The sequence below is a fragment of the Trichocoleus sp. FACHB-262 genome (genome assembly GCF_014696035.1).
Lineage (GTDB): Bacteria > Cyanobacteriota > Cyanobacteriia > FACHB-46 > FACHB-46 > Trichocoleus.
The window spans coordinates 74,226-98,321 of sequence record NZ_JACJPK010000086.1 but is presented as its reverse complement, the minus strand read 5'-3'; the positions used below and the strand labels follow the sequence as shown (position 1 = coordinate 98,321).

At 49.8% G+C, this 24,096-nt stretch carries 18 protein-coding genes; 10 read left to right on the top strand and 8 right to left on the bottom strand.

Annotated elements, in window-relative coordinates; translation table 11 throughout:
* Nucleotides 1-34 precede the first annotated feature (34 nt).
* On the top strand, nt 35-1,108 hold the full coding sequence (gene recA / locus H6F68_RS17970) for a recombinase RecA (RefSeq protein WP_190432165.1): 1,074 nt from the start codon (nt 35-37) through the stop codon (nt 1,106-1,108).
* A gap of 75 nt (nt 1,109-1,183) precedes the next feature.
* Here the strand turns inward: recA and murG are convergent, their stop codons facing one another.
* Nucleotides 1,184-2,278, bottom strand: coding sequence for an undecaprenyldiphospho-muramoylpentapeptide beta-N-acetylglucosaminyltransferase (murG, locus tag H6F68_RS17965; protein ID WP_190561096.1), 1,095 nt, complete (start codon nt 2,276-2,278; stop codon nt 1,184-1,186).
* 150 nt (nt 2,279-2,428) lie between these two features.
* Between murG and H6F68_RS17960 the strand changes: the two genes are divergently transcribed.
* Together H6F68_RS17960 and H6F68_RS17955 are read left to right on the top strand one after the other, a co-directional pair.
* Nucleotides 2,429-3,334 (top strand): nuclear transport factor 2 family protein, encoded by a 906-nt coding sequence (locus H6F68_RS17960; RefSeq protein WP_242065560.1) that lies wholly within the window; start codon nt 2,429-2,431, stop codon nt 3,332-3,334.
* Nucleotides 3,335-3,372: 38 nt separating this feature from the next.
* Nucleotides 3,373-4,149 carry an SDR family oxidoreductase gene (locus H6F68_RS17955; RefSeq protein WP_399314400.1) on the top strand — a complete coding sequence of 259 codons (777 nt, stop codon included), beginning with the start codon at nt 3,373-3,375 and terminating at the stop codon, nt 4,147-4,149.
* Nucleotides 4,150-4,335: 186 nt separating this feature from the next.
* Here H6F68_RS17955 and H6F68_RS17950 read toward each other — a convergent pair whose 3' ends face one another.
* Nucleotides 4,336-5,952: a 2-isopropylmalate synthase gene (locus tag H6F68_RS17950; RefSeq protein ID WP_199300156.1), complete on the bottom strand. Its 1,617-nt coding sequence runs from the start codon at nt 5,950-5,952 to the stop codon at nt 4,336-4,338.
* Nucleotides 5,953-6,033: 81 nt separating this feature from the next.
* The gene (locus H6F68_RS17945; RefSeq protein WP_370527439.1) at nt 6,034-6,546 is read right to left on the bottom strand and encodes an NYN domain-containing protein; all 513 of its coding nucleotides are present in this window, start codon (nt 6,544-6,546) and stop codon (nt 6,034-6,036) included.
* An 806-nt stretch (nt 6,547-7,352) separates the two neighbouring features.
* On the opposite strand from H6F68_RS17945, the gene H6F68_RS17940 reads away from it, so the two are divergent.
* Complete coding sequence (locus H6F68_RS17940; RefSeq protein WP_190561094.1) at nt 7,353-9,812, top strand: serine/threonine-protein kinase; 2,460 nt, start codon at nt 7,353-7,355, stop codon at nt 9,810-9,812.
* Here H6F68_RS17940 and H6F68_RS17935 read toward each other — a convergent pair whose 3' ends face one another.
* Nucleotides 9,813-11,453, bottom strand: a complete 1,641-nt coding sequence (locus tag H6F68_RS17935) for a FecR family protein (protein WP_190561092.1) — start codon at nt 11,451-11,453, stop codon at nt 9,813-9,815. It lies immediately after the preceding gene.
* Nucleotides 11,454-11,769: 316 nt separating this feature from the next.
* On the opposite strand from H6F68_RS17935, the gene H6F68_RS17930 reads away from it, so the two are divergent.
* The gene (locus tag H6F68_RS17930) at nt 11,770-13,200 is read left to right on the top strand and encodes a hypothetical protein (protein ID WP_190561090.1); all 1,431 of its coding nucleotides are present in this window, start codon (nt 11,770-11,772) and stop codon (nt 13,198-13,200) included.
* Nucleotides 13,201-13,218: 18 nt separating this feature from the next.
* Here H6F68_RS17930 and H6F68_RS17925 read toward each other — a convergent pair whose 3' ends face one another.
* The 3 genes from H6F68_RS17925 to H6F68_RS17915 form a co-directional block, all read right to left on the bottom strand.
* Nucleotides 13,219-14,052, bottom strand: a complete 834-nt coding sequence (locus H6F68_RS17925) for a sulfurtransferase (RefSeq protein ID WP_190561088.1) — start codon at nt 14,050-14,052, stop codon at nt 13,219-13,221.
* Between the two features lie 44 nt (nt 14,053-14,096).
* Entirely contained in the window at nt 14,097-15,260 is a 1,164-nt protein-coding gene (locus tag H6F68_RS17920) for an SGNH/GDSL hydrolase family protein (protein ID WP_190561086.1), read from the bottom strand.
* 137 nt (nt 15,261-15,397) lie between these two features.
* On the bottom strand, nt 15,398-15,733 hold the full coding sequence (locus H6F68_RS17915) for a DUF4870 domain-containing protein (RefSeq protein WP_190561084.1): 336 nt from the start codon (nt 15,731-15,733) through the stop codon (nt 15,398-15,400).
* A 265-nt stretch (nt 15,734-15,998) separates the two neighbouring features.
* On the opposite strand from H6F68_RS17915, the gene prfC reads away from it, so the two are divergent.
* The 3 genes from prfC to H6F68_RS17900 all read left to right on the top strand — a co-directional run bounded on the left by prfC (nt 15,999) and on the right by H6F68_RS17900 (nt 21,305).
* A complete protein-coding gene (gene prfC / locus H6F68_RS17910; RefSeq protein ID WP_190432181.1) occupies nt 15,999-17,663 on the top strand; it encodes a peptide chain release factor 3 in 1,665 nt (554 codons plus the stop codon).
* A 36-nt stretch (nt 17,664-17,699) separates the two neighbouring features.
* Nucleotides 17,700-20,147: a M48 family metalloprotease gene (locus H6F68_RS17905; protein ID WP_190561082.1), complete on the top strand. Its 2,448-nt coding sequence runs from the start codon at nt 17,700-17,702 to the stop codon at nt 20,145-20,147.
* A 675-nt stretch (nt 20,148-20,822) separates the two neighbouring features.
* Nucleotides 20,823-21,305, top strand: a complete 483-nt coding sequence (locus H6F68_RS17900) for an RNA-binding protein (protein ID WP_190432184.1) — start codon at nt 20,823-20,825, stop codon at nt 21,303-21,305.
* Nucleotides 21,306-21,462: 157 nt separating this feature from the next.
* Here the strand turns inward: H6F68_RS17900 and H6F68_RS17895 are convergent, their stop codons facing one another.
* The gene (locus H6F68_RS17895) at nt 21,463-21,978 is read right to left on the bottom strand and encodes a hypothetical protein (RefSeq protein ID WP_190561080.1); all 516 of its coding nucleotides are present in this window, start codon (nt 21,976-21,978) and stop codon (nt 21,463-21,465) included.
* Nucleotides 21,979-22,056: 78 nt separating this feature from the next.
* Between H6F68_RS17895 and H6F68_RS17890 the strand changes: the two genes are divergently transcribed.
* Entirely contained in the window at nt 22,057-22,974 is a 918-nt protein-coding gene (locus H6F68_RS17890) for a histone deacetylase (RefSeq protein WP_190561078.1), read from the top strand.
* A gap of 153 nt (nt 22,975-23,127) precedes the next feature.
* Complete coding sequence (locus tag H6F68_RS17885; protein WP_190561076.1) at nt 23,128-24,051, top strand: RnfABCDGE type electron transport complex subunit D; 924 nt, start codon at nt 23,128-23,130, stop codon at nt 24,049-24,051.
* Nucleotides 24,052-24,096: the final 45 nt, after the last annotated feature.

Here is a 24,096-nt window from a genome sequence, read left to right as displayed (position 1 = left end):
TACATCCTGCAAAAAATCCTGTCTTGAGGCGTTAATGGCTACCAAAATTACTGATAACCCCGATAAGCAAAAAGCCCTAAGCCTAGTGCTCACTCAAATTGAGCGTAACTTTGGTAAGGGGTCGATCATGCGTTTGGGAGATGCTACCCGGATGCGGGTAGAGACGATTCCCACTGGAGCGTTGACCCTCGACTTGGCCTTGGGTGGGGGGTTACCCAAGGGGCGGGTAATTGAGATTTACGGCCCTGAAAGTTCCGGAAAAACAACCCTAGCGCTGCATGCGATCGCGGAAGTGCAAAAAGCCGGGGGAATCGCCGCCTTTGTAGACGCTGAGCATGCTCTTGATCCGTCTTACTCCGCAGCGTTGGGCGTCGATATCGAGAATCTGCTGGTTTCTCAACCTGACACAGGTGAAGCAGGCTTAGAAATTGTTGATCAACTCGTTCGCTCTGCGGCTGTCGATATTGTCGTAATTGACTCGGTAGCAGCCCTTGTACCGCGCGCAGAAATTGAAGGCGATATGGGTGACATCCACGTCGGTCTTCAGGCTCGGTTGATGAGCCAAGCCTTGCGGAAAATTACTGGCAATATTGGTCGCTCTGGTTGTACTGTCGTTTTCCTCAACCAGTTGCGTCAGAAAATCGGCGTAACCTACGGTAACCCGGAGACAACAACGGGGGGTAATGCTCTTAAGTTCTACGCCTCGGTTCGCCTCGATATTCGCCGAATTCAAACCCTGAAGAAAGGCACTGAGGAGTTTGGGATTCGGGCTAAAGTGAAGGTTGCCAAAAACAAAGTGGCTCCACCTTTCCGCATTGCTGAATTTGATGTCATTTTTGGCAAAGGGATTTCGACGCTGGGTTGCTTGATTGACCTCGCGGAAGAAATGGGCGTGATCACTCGTAAAGGCGCTTGGTACAGCTACAACGGCGAGAATATCAGCCAAGGCCGTGATAATGGCATCAAGTACATGGAAGAAAACCCCGAAGTCGCTAAAACCGTGGAACAGCAAGTCCGCCAGAAGCTCGAAATGGGCGCTGTGGTTTCTGCTAACTCCGTGGCTCCCCTAGAGGTTGAGGACGAAGAAGCTTTTGTTGAAGAAGAATAAACCTAACCCCTGGCCCCTTCCCTACTAAGGAAGGAAGCAAGATTTGAAGTTAGCCTCCTTGAAAAAGGGGGTTTTTTATTGATGTTTTTGTTCAACTAATTGCCGTACAAGGGCGGCTAATTGCTCAGCGCTATCTGCTACGGCGAGAGATTCTGTCTTGGTAGCCATCTCTCGCAAGAGATTGGGCGATCGCAGCAGCTCTAGCACTTTTGTTTCTAGTAGTTCTGGGGTCAGGTCTGCTTGGCGATAGACTTGGGCGGCTCTTGCCGCTGCAAAGATAGCCGCATTATGTGCTTGGTGATCTTCGGCAGCGAAAGGGTAAGGAATCAAAATCGATGGGGTGCCTGTCATGGCTAACTCCGTCAGCGAACCCGCTCCAGCCCGACTAATAGCCAGGGTAGCCCGCTGAAATAATCCCGCCATGTTGTCGTAGAACGGTAACGCGAAATAGTGCGGATGTTGCAAGCTTTGCGCCTCTGGATCACTGTCCCCCGTGAGATGGACGATCCAAGCACCTGCCGCTAACCAGGCTGGAGCGGATTGCCGCACCATTCGATTCACTGCAACGGCCCCTTGGCTACCACCAACGACCACAATTAATGGGACATCAGCGGGAATAGACAAATCTTCCAACGGCTGAGCGGCTGCGGCTCGAAACTGCGATCGCACTGGAGTCCCAACGTAGACATTGTGGGCTTTGGGCAAATATTGGGCTGCGCTTTCAAATCCTAGGCCGACTGCCGTACACCAAGGGCTAAACCAGCGCGTAACTTTCCCTGGTAGAGCGTTGGATTCGTGCAGAATGACGGGTAAGCCAAGCGATCGCGCCGCAATAATGCTCGGTCCCGCAATATAACCGCCTGTCGTAAGTACGCCTTGAAAATTGCCTTGCTTGAGTAAGCGGCGCACCTGTCCAATCGAGCGAATTAAACGGAAAAGAATTTTGAGCGTCCCTAAACCTAGCCGTTGTTGAAAGCCTTCGACCGGGATGGTTCGTAGCGGATACTGAGCGGGAACGAGTTGAGTTTCGAGCCGATTCGGTACACCTAGCCACTCGATTTTGTAGTCAGGGAGTTGCTCTGCTACTGCGATCGCCGGAAACAAGTGACCGCCAGTGCCACTCGCTGCGATGAGTAATCGAAGAGGAGAATTTGCCGCAGGACTATTCATGGGACACAGTTCAACTACTAGGCGATCGCTTAGGGTACTCTACAATGCAGGAAGCAGTTACAGGCTGCGATTGGAGATCAAACTGTCCACATCGCCGACTTCGCATCCAAAACGTTGATCGTTGCTACTCAACTATCCAGGCTATCACTTATGCACAACTCGCTCACGGGTCTATGCCGCAATCTCCAACCTAACTCCCGCCACATCCGGGCAAAAGCAGGGACTTGGCCGCTCCTGGGTCTGCTGACGCTAGGATTGACTGTTTTTGCGGGAGAGGGAGTGCAACCTGTAGCAGTGCAGGCTCAAACTAGACCAGTAGCGCCAGCCACGACAACCCCAGCGGCCCCAGCACCCCTGAAGAATTTACTGGCTCAAATTGATGCGGCTGCCAATAGCCACAATCTTTCGGAAGTCATGAAGTTCTACAGCTCAAACTTCAGTCACTCGGACGGTTTAACGCGCCAAGGAGTTGAAAAAGCCTTAGCGGCGTTGTGGAAGCAGTATCCCCAGATCAACTACCGCACCGAGCTAAAGTCCTGGAAAGCCGAAGGAAGAGGCTTTACGGCGGAAACAGTGACTTACATGAGCGGCGTGCAGCAATTAGGTGAGCGGAACTTAGTTCTGAACACAACTCTGAGATCGCGGCAACGGCTGGAAAACCAGAAAATTGTGCGGCAAGAGATTCTAGCTGAGGAGACTCAGTTGACCACGGGAGAAGCGCCCCCCCGCGTAGAAATCACGCTGCCAGAACAAGTGCGGCCCAACCAGGAATACAGCTTCGATGCGATCGTGCGAGAACCTTTGGGAGATAGCCTCCTCTTAGGAGCAGCCGTAGAAGAACCGATCAAACCGAACAATTATCTCAACCCCGCTACGTTCAACCTAGAGTTGCTGTCGGCAGGTGGCATTTATAAGGTGGGTCGCGCACCTGCTAGACCGGAAGATCGCTGGATCTCAGCGGTTTTAGTGCGAGAAGATGGCATGACGATTGTGACTCAACGCTTACGAGTCGTAGGTCAACCTGTTGCCACTCAACCTCCCAAACCTTCACGGTAAGCTGAATCTGATGTGAGTCAGCAAGCTGAAATTGGGGTGTGATTGTGGTTGCGATTAAAGATCAAGTCGTTTTAATTACTGGGGCTAGCAGCGGCATTGGAGCGGCTTGTGCTAGAGCTTTTGCTGAGGCACGTACCAAGCTGGTGTTGGCGGCTCGTCGGCGCGATCGCTTAGAACAGTTGGCAGATGAGCTAAATCAAGAGTTTGCTAGCGAGATTCATCTGTTGCCGTTGGATGTACGCGATCGCCCTCAAGTAGAAGCTGCCCTCCAATCGCTACCCGACTCTTGGGGCAACATTGATATTTTGGTCAACAATGCGGGCCTGAGCCGTGGCTTAGACAAGCTCTACGAGGGCGATGTGCAAGATTGGGAGGAGATGATTGATACCAATATCAAGGGCTTGCTCTATGTGACTCGCTCTGTGGTGCCTGGGATGGTGGCGCGAGGCCGAGGGCATGTGATCAATATTGGTTCGATCGCTGGGCATCAAACCTATCCTAATGGCAATGTCTACTGCGGCACTAAAGCGGCTGTGAGAGCGATTTCGGAAGGGTTAAAGCAAGATTTGTTGGGTACGCCTGTGCGAGTCAGTTCTGTTGATCCTGGTTTGGTGGAGACAGAATTTAGTCAGGTGCGATTTCATGGGGATACGGAGCGGGCTGAGAAGGTATATCAGGGATTGACACCACTCACGCCTGAGGATGTGGCGGATGTGGTGTTGTTTTGTGCGACTCGTCCGGCGCATGTCAATTTAAGTGAGGTTTTGTTGTTGCCAACGGATCAGTCGGGGCCGACGTTGGTGCATCGACGTTAGTTAATCCGAGCCTTGAGGGCACCTGCCCTCAAACTCCCGCTGAGGGACGGTTGCGTCCCCCAGACCCCCTCCAAACGAAGCTATGTGTGAGTGTTTCGAGTTTGGGCGATCAGAAATCTTACTCTCTCACTCCTCACTTTCTAGCTCTTCACTTCTTCATCCCTCATCCTTCCTACTTCATCCTTCTTAGACTTCCGCTCCAATTCTCTCGGCGTGAGGGACGTTGGTGGGGGCGCTAATGGCGGCATAGAGACGGTTGAGGGCGTTGACGTATGCTTGGGCGGAGGCCACGATGATGTCGGTGTTGGCGGCTCGACCGGAGAAGACGCGATCGCCGTGACGCAATCGGATCGTGACTTCGCCGATCGCATCAATTCCAGCAGTGACGGATTGCACTGAGAACTCAATCAGTTCGTTGGGCACGTTCACCACGCGGTTGATAGCTCGGTACACAGCATCCACAGGGCCAGTGCCGATCGCGGCATCGGTGAGCTCTTCGCCTTCGGGGGTGCGGAGGCTGACGGTGGCAGTGGGACGAGCGCGATCGCCACAGGAAACCTGCACTAGTTCTAGCCGGAATAGTTCAGGAGCCTGCTGAATTTCGTCGTTGACAATGGCTTCCAAATCCCAATCTGAGATTTCTTTCTTCTTATCTGCCAGCTCTTTGAACCGAACAAAGGCTTTATTCAAGTCTTGATCCGACAGCTCAAAACCCAATTCTTTTAAGCGAGTCCGGAAGGCGTTACGGCCTGAGTGCTTACCTAAGACGATTTGGTTATCGGTCAACCCAATAGATTGGGCATCCATGATTTCGTAGGTGAGCTTGTTCTTCAGCACTCCATCTTGGTGAATCCCCGACTCATGAGCAAAGGCATTGGCACCGACGATCGCCTTATTGGGCTGTACCAACATGCCCGTCAAGTTAGAAACCAAGCGGGAGGTTTTGTAGATCTGGCGGGTGTCGATATTAGTCAGAGATGCTTCTGAGTCAGCAGGACGACCGAGGAAGGGGTTAAAGTACTGCCGCCGCACATGCAACGCCATCACCAATTCTTCTAGGGCAGCATTGCCAGCTCGCTCGCCAATCCCGTTAATGGTGCATTCTAGCTGGCGAGCTCCATGCTTCACGGATTCTAGGAAATTGGCGACGGCTAAGCCGAGGTCGTTGTGACCATGTACCGAAATGATGGCTTGGTCGATGTTGGGGACATTTTCTTTAATGCCGCGAATCAAAGCGCCAAATTCGCTGGGCACGGTGTAGCCCACGGTATCGGGAATATTAATGGTGGTGGCACCTGCGGCGATCGCCCGCTCTAACACTTGATACAAAAATTCTGGCTCAGAGCGACCTGCATCTTCAGGCGAGAACTCCACGTCATCAATTAAGGATTTGGCATAGCCGACCATTTCTTCGGCGATCGCCAACACTTCAGAGCGAGACTTCTTCAGTTTGTGCTTGAGGTGAATATCCGAGGTAGCAATAAAGGTGTGAATCCGACCATGAGCCGCTGGTTTGAGAGCTTCTGCTGCGGTCTGGATATCTTGACGAGTCGCTCTAGCCAAACCACAAATCACCGGGCCTTGCTCGGTCCCTACAGTCTGAGCGATTTTTTGAACAGCTTCAAAGTCTCCAGGGCTGGCAAAAGGAAATCCTGCTTCGATGACATCAACTCCCAGACGAGCCAGTTGTCGGGCGATGGTCAGCTTCTCCTCCACGTTCAGCGTGGCTCCGGGCGACTGTTCACCATCACGCAAGGTCGTATCGAAAATAATAATTCGGTCTGGTTGGGGTTGAATTTTCATAGCAGATTTAGCCAACTTGAGTGCAAGTGGACAACACTTTTCTTATTCTAAGGAACCCCGTTGACGTTTAAGGTGCAACTTTTAGAACTGAGAATCGAATTTCTCAATTTTGGGCCGAATATCGTTGAGGTCAATATAGCGATCGGTGGCGTTGCGGAGTTCACGAGCAATCATGCCCTCTGTTGATACCACTGTGATATGAGTACTCTTGGAGCGGAGTAGCTCGATCGCCCGCTCGAAGTCACCATCCCCACTAAACAAAACCACGCGATCGTACTGCTCAACCGTGTTGAACATATCGATCACAATCTCTATGTCCAGATTGGCTTTTTGCGAGTAACGACCCGAATTGTCGTCGTAATACTCTTTCAGAATTTTGGTGCGGACGGTATAGCCTAGACTAATCAGGGCGTCACGAAAGCCACGTTGGTCTTGAGGATCTTTAATTCCGGTATACCAAAAAGCATTGACCAACATGACATCCGGATCATTTGTAAAATGTTCCAAGACACGTCTTGGATCAAAAAACCAACCATTTTTTTGTTGCGCATAGAACATATTGTTCCCGTCTACAAAAATAGACAGACGGTTCATTGAGCAAGGCATAGAAGCTTAGACCTAATAAAAATTAGAGAATTAATTTGAAAGTTATGGACTTTATCTACTTGTCTATATAGGTGGTCTACTAGGCAATTGTAGTTAGCCCACATTAGAGCAGTTACTTGTGGATAGAGGCTAGCTGCCTGCGGAATTTATATCTAATCAGTTCTCTATTAGCCGCTATTGTCTCTTGGCTCTACCTCTATCGAGCGAGATAAAGTTGAGCCATCCTAAAGTATGTTTATGAGGGTGCATAATTTTGGGTTGTAGGTTGTTGTAGGTTATTTAATGTAAGTGTACAGAATATAACTCTAGAGGTTGTTATCAGTTCATCTACATTGAGGTGGGTTTGTATATAAGCTTCAGATTTTCGGGGAACTAAGCCCCTTTAGACTGCCATCATTATAGAGACCTACTCTCTAAGATGCATCTGGGGAAAACCTCAAGAACTGACTTAGGGTTCTAGCTTGAGATATGTTTCTATTTTTAGCTTTACGGCTCGGCCTGCTGACCGCAACTACTTATACTAGAGTTCTCTAGTTTCGTTGAATGCCATCAAACAAGAAAGCGGATGGTTCCTGCATAGGCACAGTATTACATAAAGATAGCCTGTGCTCTTAGTCAGGGTTTGCTAAGTTGATTAGAAAGAACTCGTCCAGGTTAAGCAAATCTAAAAGCGATTAAATCCTATTCCTGAACATTGATAACTCATCTCCAAACCAACTCAAATTGCTTAACTTCAAACGAGTGACAACGCCATAAGTCTCTGGATGAAACCAGCTAAATCACTGAGACAACCCATGCCAAAAGAACGAAGTTTGCTGCCAGCGCAGAAAAACATTGGTACTACAGTTCGGCCTTTAGTAACTGAAAAGGTAAAGTCAACGAAGCCTGCACAGCGGTTTCTGAATCTGACTAACTTGGGGCACATCCTAACAGGCGTCTGGGCAGCAGCAGCAGCGATCGCAACGGCCACCAATATTCCGCTAGGCCAAATTATGGAGCGGCAAGCCCAAACTCTATTTTTTGAATTACGGGGTCCCGTTGCAGCACCGAGCAACATTGTAATTTTGGCGATCGATGATGAATCAATGTCTCAAGGGCAGTTCTATCGAGCCGATCCAAAGCGATATAAATCTCTCGCAGCTCTAGAGACTTGGCCTTGGAGACGAGCCGCTTATGCTGAAGCCATTGACAAGTTGATGGCTGCTGGAGCCCGCTCTGTGGCTTTAGATATTGAGTTTACAACGCCCAGCAGTTATGGCACCAAAGATGATGAGCGATTGCGTCAGAGCTTACAGCGTTATGCAGGTCGCGTCACTCTAGCCACTAAGTATGAAGACATCATCAATGATCAAGGCATCACTGCCCAGTTAACTCCCATTTATCCTCGTTTCCGCACTAATCCTCTCTCAGTGGGTTCAATTAATTTTCTGCTAGAGCCTGACAGCAAGGTGCATCGTCTAGGCAATCAATATTCTGCGCTTTTAGCTCAAGACCCTAACTTTGCTAACGGATTACCTCAAAACGTACCTGATTTTGCTGAGGCGACACTCAAGGCAGCCCAGGTAAAGTCTAGCGGTTCGCAGGGAGACCATATTTTTTTCTATGGCCCTGCAGGAACCTTCAAGCAGATTCCCTTTTGGCATGTGCTTGACCCTAGCTACTGGAATAATTATTTGAAACCAAATCAAGATTTTTCTTTCAAGAACAAAATTGTCTTGATTGGGTCAACGGCTGAAATTTTACAAGATTTTTTACCAACGCCCTTTTCTGCTAACTGGCTAAATTCTCAGGCCATGCCAGGGGTAGAAATTCATGCCAATGCGATCGCTACTTTAATGGAAGGTCGGGCGATCGCAGACGGGATTCCCGATCGGTCTTTACAAGGAATTTTTTGCTTAGTTGGTAGTATCGGCGTCGGTTTTTTATTGAGCTTCCCCAAGCGACCCTGGCTTCGGTGGCTGTTAGTCATTGTCGCTCCTTTGAGCTGGGGGGGCGCTACTTACCTCATCTTTTCTTACGGTGGGTTGATCTTGCCAACGGCCTTACCAATCACCGCGATCGCTCTCAGTGGGCTTTCCTACACATTTGCTAGCTCCACCCTTGAGCATTTCAAGAAGCTAAAGTTATGGCATACCCTTAAAAAATATATTGATTCTCCTCTCATCCAAACCATTATTAGCCAAAGCCAACAGGGACACGTCGGAGATCTATTACGAGAGCGAGAGACCGCCATCTTAGGCACTAAGCTTGATGGTCGGTATGTAATCACAAAGGTTCTAGGGTCAGGCGGATTCGGCGAAACCTACATTGCTGAAGATACCCGGCGTCCTGGCAATCCTCAGTGTGTTGTGAAGCGACTGAAAACAGCCACCAACAACATCAATCTTTTAGAGATGGCAAAAAGGCTGTTTATCGGAGAGGCCGAAACTCTAGAGCGTCTTGGCAAGCACGATCAAATTCCTCAACTATTGGCGTATTTTGAGGAGAAGGAAGAGTTTTACCTAGTTCAAGAATTTATTCCTGGCCGTCCTTTAAGCCACGAATTGACTTTAGGTAGACAGCTACCCGAAGCTCAAGTCATTGACCTACTTAAGGACTTGTTGCAAGTTCTTGCCTTTGTCCACAGTCAAGGCGTTATCCACCGAGACATCAAGCCTAGCAACATCATTAGACGGTTAACGGATGGCAAGCTAGTCCTGATTGATTTTGGAGCTGTAAAGAGAATTCCTCACCTAGCCGAAAATGACACGCCAGACAGCATCACGGTTGGTATTGGTACTCAGGGATATATGCCCAGCGAACAATATGCTGGTACTCCGCGCTGCAATAGCGATCTGTATGCTCTCGGTATCACAGCCATCCAAGCCCTAACTGGCATCCCCCCCAGTCAGTTCAAAAAAGACCAAGCAACTGAAGAAGTGTTGTGGCAGCATAAAACTGAGGTGAGCCATGAACTAGCAATCATACTCAGCAAACTCGTGCGCTATCACTTCAGCCAGCGCTACCAATCTGCCACTGAAGTTTTAGAAGCACTCCGAAAGCTAACAACTACTAATCATTCAACTAGTTTTAGCGCAGCGAATGGGCTTTCCCCTCTAGATATAGCCCATATGGATGTGGATGTCTCTACAGACCCAGTGTCGCTTACAGATGCTGCATTTTCTACAGTGGCTTGGCCCAATACTCTTGAAGGAGAAACAGAATCCACGGAGGTCAGTGACCCCGTGGATAATAAACCAGTAGACAAACACTAGTTATTTGTTTATTGGACCTCGGCCAGGGAACTCGCCTCCCGTTGCCCCTCCCCCAGGGAACTTGCCTTCATTGGCTTTACCTGGAAACTCCTTCCCAGTCTCTCCTTCAGTGGGAAACTTACCAGTTTCTGGGTTAGTAGGCTGTTCTACACCCGGTGCATTGGGATTAGGATTGGGTGTTGCTGGACCTTGGCCAGGGAACTGCCCACCATTGGCTCCACCAGGGAATTGACCCCCTGTTGCCCCGCCGCCAGGGAAGGGAGCTGGCAACGTTGGATCAATTGGTATCACTACTGCTCCACCCGTTCCAATTCCATCAACCATTATTGGTGGATTTGGTGGGTTTTGGATTTCTGGTCCCACAGGAGATGGAAATGAGGGTGCCTCTCCTGATGTCTGTGGTGGAGTCACTACAGAAGGCTCAGGCTGACTCACAATAGGAGGCTCCTCAGGAAATGAGGGTCCCTCTCCTGATGTCTGTGGTGGAGTCACTACAGAAGGCTCAGGCTGGCTCACAATAGGAGGCTCCTCAGGAAATGAGGGTCCCTCTCCTGATGTCTGTGGTGGAATCACTACAGAAGGCTCAGGCTGGCTCACAACAGGGTCAGGCCGTGAAGCTGGATTTGCTGGTTTTCCAAGCTGAGCAGGTGGATTGATAGTAGGTCGGTTGTCAGGGGTTGGGTCTTGAGCCGATGTAGATGGTGCAGCAGGTGTAGTAGCGCCAGGGTTGGGGGGAACTCGACTAGAACCACTGCTATTCTGTTGAGGCGATGCTGCGGTTTGCCCAGACTGGACTTCCCCTGCTTCTACGGTTCGGCGAACATCTAATGAATTGAAGACGCGATCGAGGTTGTTAACCGGGAAACCAGCTGACTCAGAGGGCAACCGGACAAAGGTTGGGTTTTCGATGACGTTTGCGTTTTTGAAGGAGGACTGGCCTTGCAAAGCCTCTACTGTCTCAGCTCGAACTGCCGCGATCGCCTCATCTGAGGGGCTAGCAGCATCCTTTTGCGTGAGATTCAGCCCTTTGACTAAATCACTGGTTTCATAGAAGGTATTGAGATCAAAGTCGTAGACTTGCTCAATCCGGTTTTTGACTATAACCGCCAACTGGCCAGCTCGTAAGCCTTGACTCTGAGAAGCATCACGGTTATAAATTACCATTGGCCCTTGCGGGTTATTGGTCAGTGCCCCAACCAGGGTGGTATCTGTGTCAGGAATATAGCGGACAAACAAAGCAGAACCTTTAATGCCCGCCGCTGCATTGGGGGTTCTTACTCCTGTAGGACCACGACCAGGCGGAATGAGGAGTAACATTGTGCCATTAGAGAGCTGAAATGTACGGGCATTAGGCACGAAACGAAAAACGGCTTGCTCACCCACACGAGCTAAAGAACCGTCATTAAAACGTAGCTCTGCTAGAGAAGCACGCGCCGTTGCTAGAGCATCGCCAGGAGCCATTGCATCAGAAACTCGTGCCGATCGAACAGGTCGGCTTTTTTGCATTAACTGCACACGATTCCGGAGTGCCTGAATGACAGCACGAGTCAAGGGAGTTTTGGCATCCGCAGGCTGCGGAAAGCTCCCAATAGTTAGACCCGACAGCATCAGAGCAAGGAACAGAGCTAATTTTTGAGACATAAGCGGTTCCTGGCGGTGCAACATCAAAATTTTATATGAAAGTTTTCCGATTTCCGTATATTCCCCTAAGGAAATATACATACAATCCAAGATTTGAATCTATTGACGAAAATTTTCGTCCGTTCTTTACTAACCAAGATGAACAAATTAGCTGAATTTCGTCTATTTCCTATATTAGGAATCACAACTTATCGGTAGGCATCCATTCAGGCGACGATCAACTTAGTTTGGTAGTTCCCTAAAACAAAAAATTTAAGCTAAAAACCCTGATTTATATTTCGTACCACCCTAGCAACCAAGGAGAATTACTTCTACGATGAGTTTTGGCTGGCTTTTCAGTAAATATACGGTATCCAACTTGCAAGTTTATCTACGCTTGTTTTATCATCCGCACCTCAGACTTTGGCAACACCTAGGTCTATGGCTGAGTCTTGCAGGTAGTTCAGCTTGTGCTACCGCAGCAACTGTTCCAATTCCGGAAGCTACTGTTGAGCCAACAGCCAATCCGGTTGTTTTGCCGCTGCCAAAATTTTTACAACCTGATAATAGCCTAGGAACAAAGCAGGATTCTGTATCCTTAGATGTAGGCTTCAGTTTACCAACCGTTGAAACTGAGATCCTATGGTCAGAGGTGGCAGTAGAGCCATCCTTGACCAATCCAGCCTTAGCGAATCAAAACTTGCCGCTGAGATATCTGTCTCAGCTAAACGCGCCTTCTGAAGTTGAGGTGCAATCGCAGCAAGAGCGTCACCTGGAGCAAACATTAGCAGATCCAGAGCTAGGTAATTTGCGGTTGCAAAAACCAGGCGATGCCGTCCAGGAAAGTTCAGGGGAGCCAGAAGAGCCTGGAAAAGCTACTGATAATGAGTCTGATACATCTGATACAACAAATATAAGTAACTCTGAAGCAGAGCCACAAGCTGCTGATCCTGAGTTAGGCAACTTGCGCCTACAGGAGTCTGTAGAGAACAGCAATCAACAACTTGACCCAGAACTCGGTACATTGCGCCTGAGACAACAACCTGTGCAGGCTAGTCGTTCCCAGCGAACTGTTTACTTGCAAGGTCGAGTTGATTTTTTCCAAAGTGACAACATTTTTTCCAGTGTTGACCCCATTAATGACAGCTTGATCCGCACGGGACTGAGCCTGTGGGCAACTCCAGCGATCGGGCCTAAAACCTATTTAATTGGCTCTATCAATGCCAATCTGATCAAATATGCCAACTTGGATGACTTCGACTACAACGAAGTACGGGTGGGGGCATCCATCTATCAACAACTCACTCCCAAAATGTACGGGGAGGTGGGCTTAAGCAATCAGCAGCTATTTACGGCTGGAGGCGGCGATCGCTTCTTAAATGACAACTCCATCCGTGTGGGTCTGGGGCGTCGGGACTCACTGGGGAATGCGGTAACCATTGATAGCTTCTACCAACTACGCTATAGCTTTGCCGACCCGAGCGATCGCAGCCGAGTGGTCAATGCCTTGGGCGCATCTCTAAATTACAACCCGACTAGTAAAGTTCAGACAGGGCTGGACTATCAGTACGTACTATCGAGCTTTACGGAGCAAGGACGGGAAGACAACTATCACCAACTGCTGGCTCGTCTAAGTTATGACTGGTCTCGCAACAGCCGCATTACGGTATTCGGAGGCTTCGGCTGCGGCAATTCTTCTAACCGCAATGTAAATTTCGACAGCTCCATCCTAGGCGTCAGCTTATCTGTTAACCTGCCCCTCTTTTAACTCCCTCACCCCTCACTTCTACAAATAAGAACACCAATCGCTCCAACTGCCAGCGTAGAGTTTGCCTTGATCAATGCCCGCCAGTTCTAGGGACAGTAGATTGACGCAGGCTGTCACGCCAGAACCGCAGTAAACCAAAATTTCTTCAGCTGAAGCGACTTCAGTCCAGCGATCGCGTTGCTCTACGGTTGGTCGCAGATAGCCTTGCTCGTTAGTGACTTCTTGCCAAGGATAATTCACCGCGCCCGGAATATGGCCTGCCACTGGGTCAATCGGTTCGCGTTCCCCTCGGTAGCGATCGCCTTCGCGCGAATCTACCAAAACCACATTTGGTGTATCTTGGCGAGCTTTGACGACATTAATATCAACTACCTGCTCAAGCTGCGGCTGTGGGGCAAAGTTGCCTGCTTGCGGTGGTGGTACGTCTACGGTAACGGGATAGCTTGCTGCCTGCCAAGCTGCGAAACCACCATCCAAAACTGCGACATGGCTGTGCCCGAAGTAGCGCAACAACCACCAAAGGCGGGAGGCGAAGGCTAAGCGTGAGTTGTCATAAGCCACAACTAAAGTTGGCCCATTTGGACTCTCAGAATTAACACCCATCGCTCGTAACTTGGCGGCAAAGTTCTCTGGATCTGGTACTGGGTGCCGTCCGCCGTGTTGATTCACCGGACTCGACAAGTCGCGATTGAGATCTAAATAGTAAGCGCCTGGAATGTGGCTGGTTTGATACTGCTGCTTTCCCAAATCAGGTTGCATTAAGGCAAAGCGGCAATCTACAACCACGACTTGCGGATCGTTGAGATGGTCGTGCAGCCAAGCAGCAGACACAACAGGATGAGAAACAGTCATGGAGTTCAGCATCACACAGGTTGAAGCTATTCTACATGGCCTAATTACCTCACAGCAGTCCCAGAGACAGCCGCAGCCGTTAAGCGTTGATAACGAGCAATTTTGAGCTGAGATTCTGTTTGCTGGAGGGCGACTTGCCAAACTTGATAACCACGCGGATTCAAGTGCAAGCCATCAGTGGTCAAGGCTCGATTCAAGGTGTCTTGCGTGTCAGTGAAGTAGGGGTACAGATCTAGAAAACTTACTTTCTCTTGTTGGGCGATCGCGGCAATGCGTTGATTCAAGCCACGAATCCGACTACTGGGAATCGCAGCATAGCGAGTTGGCAAAATCGACTGCACAACAACTTCGGCACCAGGATGCTTCTGATGGAGCTGTCGCATAATTTGGCGCAAATTACTCAAAATCCGTTGGTCGCTATGGCCTCGACGCAGATCGTTGATGCCAGCCATGACGTAAATGGTGTCAGGCCGCGTCTGAGTAAAAGCTGAAAGCCGCTGGAGAATGCCACTTGTGGTGTCGCCCGAAATTCCTTGATTCAGCCACAATTGCCCCTCAGGTAGGCGTTGGGTTGGGAACCAGAGGCTAAGCGAATCTCCCACAACGACCGAGAGGCGATTGTCTCCTTGGCCTCGTGCTACCGCTCTGGCTTCTAGCTCCAGTAGTTGTTTCCATTGGCTGTAGCTGGGCTTCGTTGTTGCTTGAGACCAAGCTGAGTAAAAACTATTGCTAGCGATCCGGGTGTAAAGAGTGCCTGCTCTCAGGGCTTCTAGTCTTTGGCGATAGAGCTGGTTGCCCGATCGCGGAGCCAAAGCCCGAGCTTGCGGTATATCAGTAAAGTTAGGAATCAAAGCAGGACTAACTTTAGAAACCTGCTGACTACCACGCTGGTCATCCAGAATGGAGGCGATCAGGTTGTCTTCTTGAACGTGAATTTCTGTAGCAAGTTGTTGGTTGGGCGCGATCGCCCCCACCTGAGCGGCTCCTACCTGGGCAGCAAGCTGAGGCTGACATCCGGGTTGGCTAAATTCTGGAGCACCAAATTCAACCTCGGTGGTGACCTGGGGTGAAGCTAAAGCGACTGTTTGAGCTTTGGTTAAATCGTCTGCTGCGAATAAGTAGCTAATCTGAGGTATTTCTGGTGCTGCGGTCTTAGCTAACTGACTCTTCACTAAAACATCGGCTACCAGCAGACAAAGATCGCTCATAAAGTAACTCCATCACACCTTCCCTTACCTTTGACAGGGAGAAGTGGATGGAGTCAGGAAATTTCACCAACGATTTATTTCAACCAAAAAATTTGAGAGCGCACCTCTCCCAAATCCTTAGGAATTGCCAAAGCGCCCTAGACCAATCGGAAAATGAAGGGATAACGGAATGCGTGGTCAGTGTCACTTAGAGAAGTCACGATCGCCCAAATCGCCAATCCCCAATGAGCCAGGAAGTAGAAAGGCACCAAGAGGAGACCAATCAAGATCCAGGACAGGACTCCAATAATGGCTCCCCAGACCCAAATATTAAGGTGAAAGTTAATGGCTTCTTTGGCGTTTTCCTTCACCACGGGGTCATCAGAAACAAACAAAATCGCGATCGGCACACCAATAGATACCAAGGCAGCGCTAAAAAAGATCGAACCATGCGCTACTGCCGATAATAATTTCCGCTTATCCGGGTCGTACATTCCAGTTTCTCTCCATCACGGAGTTAAGGTGTTTGCGATTGCAATCAGGGCAATTGCCTTAATCATATCTAGCTAATCTTTGCCTGAAAGTATGACATAGATAGGGAAATCCGATGCTCTCCGGTAGGTATCTCCTCATCCTCTACCTGAGGAGGATTTCCGCAGGCGCAGCTTTTGTCGCTATCATCAAGTTTAAAGGCAACGTTGAATTTAGCGATTTAGCGTTGATAAGTTGCTTTACAGATTTACCCAGTCAGGTTCCGGCATGTCCACTGATTCCCTTGCCCTTGACCAATCGGTTCAAGACAAATCGCTTCAAGTTGAGTTGGAGACAGAGATTGAACGTCGTCGCAATTTTGCGATTATCTCTCACCCAGACGCGGGCAAAACCACTCTGACCGAAAAGCTATTGCTGTACGGAGGTGCGATTCACGAGGCGGGAGCGGTCAAGGCCCGACGTGCTCAGCGCAAAGCCACCTCAGACTGGATGGAAATGGAGCAACAGCGGGGGATTTCGATTACCTCGACGGTTTTGCAGTTTGCTTATAAAGACTGTCATATCAACCTGCTGGATACGCCGGGACACCAAGACTTCAGTGAAGACACCTATCGCACCTTAGCTGCCGCTGACAATGCGGTGATGTTAGTCGATGCAGCCAAAGGTTTGGAGCCGCAGACTCGCAAGCTATTTGAAGTTTGCAAGCTGCGATCGCTGCCTATTTTTACCTTTATCAACAAGCTCGATCGTCCAGGGCGTGAACCGCTGGAACTGCTGGATGAAATTGAGCAAGAACTAGGCTTACAAACCTACGCGGTAAACTGGCCGATTGGGATGGGCGATCGCTTTAGAGGCGTGTTTGACCGACGAGAGCAAAAAATTCACCTATTCGAGCGCAGTGCTCACGGTAGCCGCGAAGCCACAGTCACAACCGTCGATTTGGGCGACCCTCGGATCGAAGACTTGCTGGAGCAAGAACTTTACTACCAACTCAAAGAAGATTTGGAAGTGATTGAGGGGGTAGGTCCAGAGCTAGACCTGGCGCAGGTACACCGAGGCAAAATGACGCCCGTATTCTTTGGCAGCGCCATGACCAACTTTGGAGTGGAGCCATTCCTGAATGCTTTCCTAGACTACGCCCTCAAGCCTGGGCCTCATCACAGTACGGTGGGTGAGGTGGAGCCTACTTATCCAGAGTTTTCGGGTTTTGTCTTCAAGCTGCAAGCCAACATGGACCCCAGACACCGCGATCGCATTGCCTTTGTGCGGGTGTGCTCCGGTAAGTTTGAAAAAGATATGACCGTGAACCACGCTCGTTCGGGTAAAACCGTGCGATTGTCTCGCCCGCAAAAGCTGTTTGCTCAAGAACGCGAATCGATAGAGGCGGCTTACCCCGGTGACGTGATCGGTCTCAACAACCCTGGAGCCTTCGCGATCGGAGACACGATTTATCTGGGCCAGAAGCTAGAGTACGAAGGCATCCCTTGTTTCTCACCCGAACTCTTTGCCTACCTAAAAAACCCCAACCCCTCCAAATTTAAGCAGTTCCACAAAGGTGTGTCGGAGTTGCGGGAAGAAGGAGCGGTGCAGATCATGTTTTCGGCAGATGAAGCCAAGCGTGACCCGATCTTGGCGGCAGTGGGGCAACTGCAATTTGAAGTGGTACAGTTCCGGTTGCAAAATGAATACAACGTGGAAACCCAGATAGAACTCCTACCTTACAGCGTGGCTCGTTGGGTCACGGGAGGCTGGGACGCTTTGCAAAAAGTGGGTCGCTTGTTTAATACCGTCACGGTGAAAGATTCTTGGGGCCGTCCTGTGCTGCTCTTCCGTAACGAGTGGAACTGCCAGCAAGTAGAGGGCGAACACCCGGAGTTAAAATTAAGCACGATCGCTCCCGTAGTTTCTGGGCAAGAACCTATCTCTACTTGATGCTATGTTGGAGCGGATTATGGCAGCAGCATCTGTATGTCTAGTTCCGACCCTTCTGCATCTCACCAACCATCTACCAACGCGACGCTGAAAGCAGGCTTAACTGCCCTGAAGCAGGGAGATTACCCCACCGCCATCTCTCTGCTAGAGCGCTGTGCCAACTTTTCTCCAAATCAGGTTGCAATACCTACACCCAATAGCCCAACTAGCTTGCAAGCCCAGATTGGGCTGGTAACCGCCTATGAGCGTCAAGGTCTGACGGAGCAAGCGATCGCCCTCTGCCAAGCCCTCACCCAAACACCTAATCCTCAGGCGAAAGCTTGGGCCGACAAAACTTTAGCTAGCTTCATCAAACGCTATCCTCAACTGGTGGCATCTACCGAGTTGTACCCGTCCACCTCACCCGCATCCGAGGCTCCATCCACAATATCTAATGCTAGTGAGGCTGGATTCATCCCACTAGATGCTGCCTCCACTCGTAAAACTTCTCGGACTAATAAAACTAATAAGCTGCGTGCTCAAACAGCTTCAGTCAGGCAGCCGCAATCGCCTCAACCGATTTTTGATACCGTTACACCACCCCCGGAAACGGTGGAGGATGATGAAAATCCAGACCCAATATTAGCGACATCAGCAGCCATAGAACCGCGCGAGTGGAAACAAGCAAGTCGAGCGCAAAAGTGGCAACCGCTCAGCAAGCTCAAACTCACTCGCCTTTGGCTCTTGCAAGCAGGTAGCGCGATCGCCTTTTTCGCTTCGGCGTTATTTGTCCTACGGTTCTCTATGCGAGCTACCAACTGGCTGTTGGTCAAGCTCCCGTTTGTCCAGCCGATCCAACTACTCTACCGCGATCCAACTGTCATCTTTATCCTGGGGGTGGGGCTGATGCTAGCCTTGCTGCCTTGGCTAATGGATGCGCTACTCAAGCTTTTGTACGGCTTGAAACCCCTCTCAACTGCCACCTTAGCCACCTACAGTCCAGAAGCCACCAAAGTTCTGAATCGCCTGCCTCGGCAAAAGAAGATTGCAACTCCTGCTTTGCGGCTTTTGCCTACAGCGGCACCAATCGCTCTCACCTACGGCTCCCTACCTCGCTTCGCCCGCATTGCCGTCAGCCAAGGACTGCTAGAACAACTGGCAGATGACGAAATTGCGGCCCTCTATGCTGGGGAAATTGCTCACATTACTCACTGGGATTTTGCGGTGATGTCCCTAGCAGTGCTGCTGCTGCAAGTTCCCTATACGCTGTATTGGCAGGTAGCCACTTGGGGCGATCGCTTGGAAGCTCGGAGAAAGCAAGCGCAGCGACAAAATACGGCCTTGTTTTACCTCTTCACGGTACTGGTCTACATCATTGCTGCCTTTTCCAGTCTCAACTATGGCGTCTATTGGCTGCTCCGCTGGCCGCTGTTGTGGCTGTCTCGTCAGCGGCTCTACTACAGCGATCGCTTAGCCGCTGAATTTACGGGCAATCCTAACGGACTCACCAGAGCCTTACTCAAAACCGCGATCGGGGTGGCTCAAGATGTGCAACAGCAGCAACAAACCAGCTATGTCCTCGAAGGCTTCAACTTCTTAACACCGCTCGATTACAAAACAGCCCTGACGGTCGGTAGCTTCTATCCAGCGGTCTCCTTTGAGGCACTTTTAGAATGGGACCGCAGCAACCCTCACCGCCATTGGCTCAATCTCAACCAATCTCATCCTTTATTAGGCGATCGCCTGCAACTCCTGAGTTCTTATGCTCGTCACTGGCGACTCGACTCTGAGCTAAACTTTGCTAATTCCGCTCAAGCACCCACGCCCAAACTCACCTGGCAGCAGTGGTTAACTCGCCATGGACAACGCCTAGCCCTCCAAGGCGCTCCCTTCTGGGGCTTGGGGTTAGGCGTTGCGATCGGATTAGGGATTTGGTTAATCGCTGCGATCGGTGAGTTCTTAGGGTTGTGGAATTTGTTTTGGTTGGTGGGTGACTGGGCTGTCCTTATCGGTTGTTTACCCTTGGGCCTGAGCTTAGGGATTTTTGTTCGGATCAATCCGTTCTTTCCAGACATCACCCCAGTAACACTCCGAGCCACATCTCCACTCCCCACACTTATAGCCAATCCCACACTTCTCCCCATCGACAGTAAACCTGTGCAATTGCAAGGCAAGCTGTTGGGGCGGACGGGGCTGGCTAATTGGCTGAGCCAAAGCTTGATTCTCCAAACCGACACGGGGTTAGTGGCGCTGGATCATACTTCAGCCGTGGGGCCACTGGGGGCGTTTTGGTGGCGATCACCCCAACCCCGTGACTTAGTTCACCAAGCCGTAACTGCTAAAGGCTGGTTCCATCGGGGCGCTACTTCCTGGATCGATTTAGAAACCTTACGAACTTCGAGCGGCAAAACTAGCATTAGTCGCCATCCGATTTGGTCTACCTTGCTAGCTGGGGTAGCCGCCTGCGTTGGCACTTATATCCTGTTATTTATTGGAGGATATTAGTAATATCTACTTATTGATTTTTTTGCCACTATCAAATCTTGTGTAAAGAAAAGTTGCACTAATTTGGAAGTTTATGTTACTTTTCTTTACAGAGAGATCCGATTTACCGAAGACGTGGCTCAGCCCTTAACAATGGCAGTTTCTACAGCAAAACCGTCTTGGTGTCAGGTTTTCTTCCTCCCAACACAGCAAGCTCGACCAGCCGTAGCCATCGGCTGGTTTTTATTGAAACAGTCTAGAAATATACCTGCGTGTTACGTCAATCTATTGGTATATTCAAAGCTTGTTTCGCCAATCTACTGATAAAGATCTGGCTCAAGTCTGAAACTTATGATTTTACCTAGCTGCGTATCTAAGGCCGTGATACCTTAATGAATGGCATAGAAATCCTGGAAAAGCAGTTTAAACAGAAAACGCTCGAACATAAGCCTCCAGTGATCATTAAAAACCTACAACCATGATGAAGTTCAACTTGCTCTTTTCTGGAGTGTAAAGCATTGGATGAAGGGTACTGGACAGCTTTTTTGAGGCGAGGAGCTGTGTTTTCGATGTTAGCGAGGAGAGTACAAGGCGTAGCTATTCGTAGAGTCGTCTATCAAGGCAATCTCTCGCTAACTGCGTGAGGTTAATGCTTTCAAGCAAGTTTATCTGAACCGATGTCTGGAGGTATCTTTCATGTCTATTCGTCTATATGTGGGCAATTTACCCAAAGAAGTGGAGCGCCAAGAGCTAGCAGCAGTATTTGCAGAAGCTGGTGATTCTGTCTCTACCAAGGTTATCACTGACCGCAAAACAGGCAAATGTCGAGGTTTTGGTTTTGTGACTGTCAAAACCGATGAGCAAGCCGATGAAATTATTGAAAAATACAACGGCTTTGTGCTCAAAGACTGCGCTCTAAAAATTGAGAAAGCGTTGCCTCGCGCCAAAGGTAAGGAAGAACAGGGTGCAGAGGGTGCAGAGGGCGTCAGCAGCAGTCCTAGCCCCAGTGCTCCTTCTACGGGTAGCCGTCGTAGCAAGGGCAATAGCAACAATAACAATAAGTCTCGACGAGTTGCGGCTAGCACTTCTACTGATAGCGATGCGGTTCAGCCTGACCCACGTTGGGCTCAAGACCTAGAAAAGTTAAAGCAACTGTTGGCAGCTCAAGCAACTAACTAAAGCTGCGTACAGCAGAACTTCCATCTCACAGTCATCGTATTTCATGATTAACGACAGGTGCAGTTTACGACTCACCCGTCACAACTAAAAAGCTACCGAGGCAAAGGCTGGAAAGCTCTAGTCTTGCTTCGGTAGTTGTGTTGTATTTGGGCAGTTCCTAAGGCAATTGTTGTTTGAGCTGGCTCATTTGAGTTGAGTCAAAGGTGGCTTGCACTACGACTTTCTGGCGATCGTCTCGCAGTGTCAGTAGGTAGGTATCTCCGTTGGGAGTAACTTGCCACTGGGGATTTTTCATGACTACTGTCTGGAGCGCAACCTGCGGCAGCTCTACCCGAATCACCACTTCCTTTTGTGACTGCGGGAAAATGTATAGTTGCTGATGCAGTTGGTCTAGTTCCAGTTTGTGGACTGTGGTGCTGCGCTCTTGCGATGAATCAGGCTTCTGCCAGTAGAGGGTGATGCCACGAATAGTAGGGTTTACTACTAAAAACTTTTCATCAAAACGCTGGGGTTCCCAGTTGAGGTTGGTGGCCTCCGCAGTTGCAGGCATCAACCGTTGTTGCCACAGAATCTCTTTGCCGTTGAGGTTGTGCCACCATTGGCTAATCGTGGCAAAGTGATTACTGTTTTCAGGGCTATTGCTGCCATATTGCCAAATGCTTCTTAGTTCCATGATCAGCCTCGCTGAAAGGGTGAAGCAATTTCTAGAGAAATCGCCGTTGAGGATTCTGTCTTCAGTGTAAGAAAGTCGATGGACTTACCCTTGGTTTATAACCCAGTTTATGTTGCGCCTCTGCCAGCAGGACATCGTTTCCCAATGGCGAAGTTTAAGCTGTTGTACGAGATGCTACTAGCGGATGGGGTGGCGCATCTAGAGCAGTTTTTTACCCCTGAGCGGCCTGCCCAAACAGTTCTAGAACTTGTCCATACAAGAGATTATGTGCAAGCTTATTGTGAGGGCACCCTCGACCCTAAGGCCCAGCGCCGCATTGGTTTGCCTTGGAGCCCAGCTTTGGTCGATCGCACCTGTACTGCGGTTGGAGGCACGATTCTCACGGCACAGCTAGCTCTACAGCAAGGGCTTGCTTGTAATACGGCAGGCGGAACTCACCATGCCTTTCCTAGTTATGGCTCTGGATTTTGTATTTTCAACGATTTGGCGATCGCGGCTCGTACCCTGCAAAAGTTGGGCTTGGTGGAGAAAGTTCTGATTGTTGACCTAGATGTACATCAAGGCGATGGTACAGCCCTAATCTTCCAGGATGATCCGAGTGTCTTCACGTTCTCAATGCACTGTGAAGTTAACTTTCCAGGTACTAAGCAACAAAGTGATTTGGATGTGCCTTTACCTGTAGGCATGGAAGACGATGCTTATCTACAAACCTTAGCCGCCTATTTACCCGATTTACTCACTGAGGTACGTCCAGATCTAGTCCTCTACGATGCAGGAGTTGATCCACATTTAGGCGATCGCTTGGGTAAACTGGCGCTCACCGATACAGGTTTATTCCGTCGAGAAATGCAAGTTTTGAGTACCTGTGTGGTGTCGGGCTACCCTGTTGCTTGCGTGATCGGGGGTGGCTATGCGGATGATTTGCAGGCTTTAGTATATCGACACTCACTTTTACATCGTGCTGCGAGTGATGTATATCGGCAATACCGACTTTAAAGCCGCTCTCTCACCCTGGGAAGAGGGGCGGGGTGAGGTTTGGCTTTTATTTGGCAAAAGTACGGAGACAGCTTGTAACAATTTCTGTAACAGCAGAACCGTTTAAGAGTGGGCTCGTCTAGATTGGGGACGACCCTCTCCTGTGCTCTAGCCATGCTGCTACAGGACGCGCGTGATTATCAGATTTTGTTTCTCTCATTGTTTCTCATCCTGGGCTTAGGCACGAGAGACTGGACGGTTCGACCCGAATTCATTGCCGTGACGATTGCGACTTGCCTCACGACTCAATGGGTTATGTCTGCTTTACAGGAGTGGTGGCAGTGCCAGGACTTACAGCGATCGCTCACTTCACAAACCACTCAAACAGAAATTTCTACTCCTTCGACTCCCGTCAAAAAGCAAGGGCGATCGCTACGGAGTGCCCTGATCACGTCTTTAGGGCTGTGTTTACTGCTCAGAGCGGATCATGCCAGCACAATGGCTTTAGCTGGTAGCTTAGCGATTCTCAGTAAGTTTGTCTTTCAAGTACAAGGCAAGCATTTCTTTAATCCGGCTAACTTCGGCATCATTGCTGTGCTAATGCTCACTCAAGATGCCTGGGTTTCTCCGGGGCAATGGGGCGATGAGTGGTGGTACGGGCTGCTTTTTCTGGGGGCTGGGGGTCTGGTATTACAGCGCGTCGGGCGTTGGGATACTTCAGCCGCTTTCCTAGGCACCTACGCTGGCTTAGAAGCCTATCGCAATTTCTGGCTGGGTTGGACTTGGGATGTCTACTGGCACCGATTAATGAGTGGGTCTCTATTGCTGTTTGCCTTATTTATGATTACTGACCCTCGCTCAATTCCCAATGCTCGGATCGGGCGATTGGTTTGGTCTGTCGCCATTGCCGCTGTCACGTTTGTGCTCCGCAATCAGTTCTTCATCCCGACTGCTGTGTTTTGGGCCTTATTTGCGCTGGCTCCGCTCACCTTGCTAATAGACCTGATCTGGTCCGCGCCTCGCTTTACTTGGTCTCGGCCTGCTCCTGAATCTGGTGAACCTATCAGTGCCACTGCCGTTGAAGTAGTTGAAGTATAGGAGCAACATTTCTCAGCCTTCTTAATTCACGCACCTGGAGAAAAC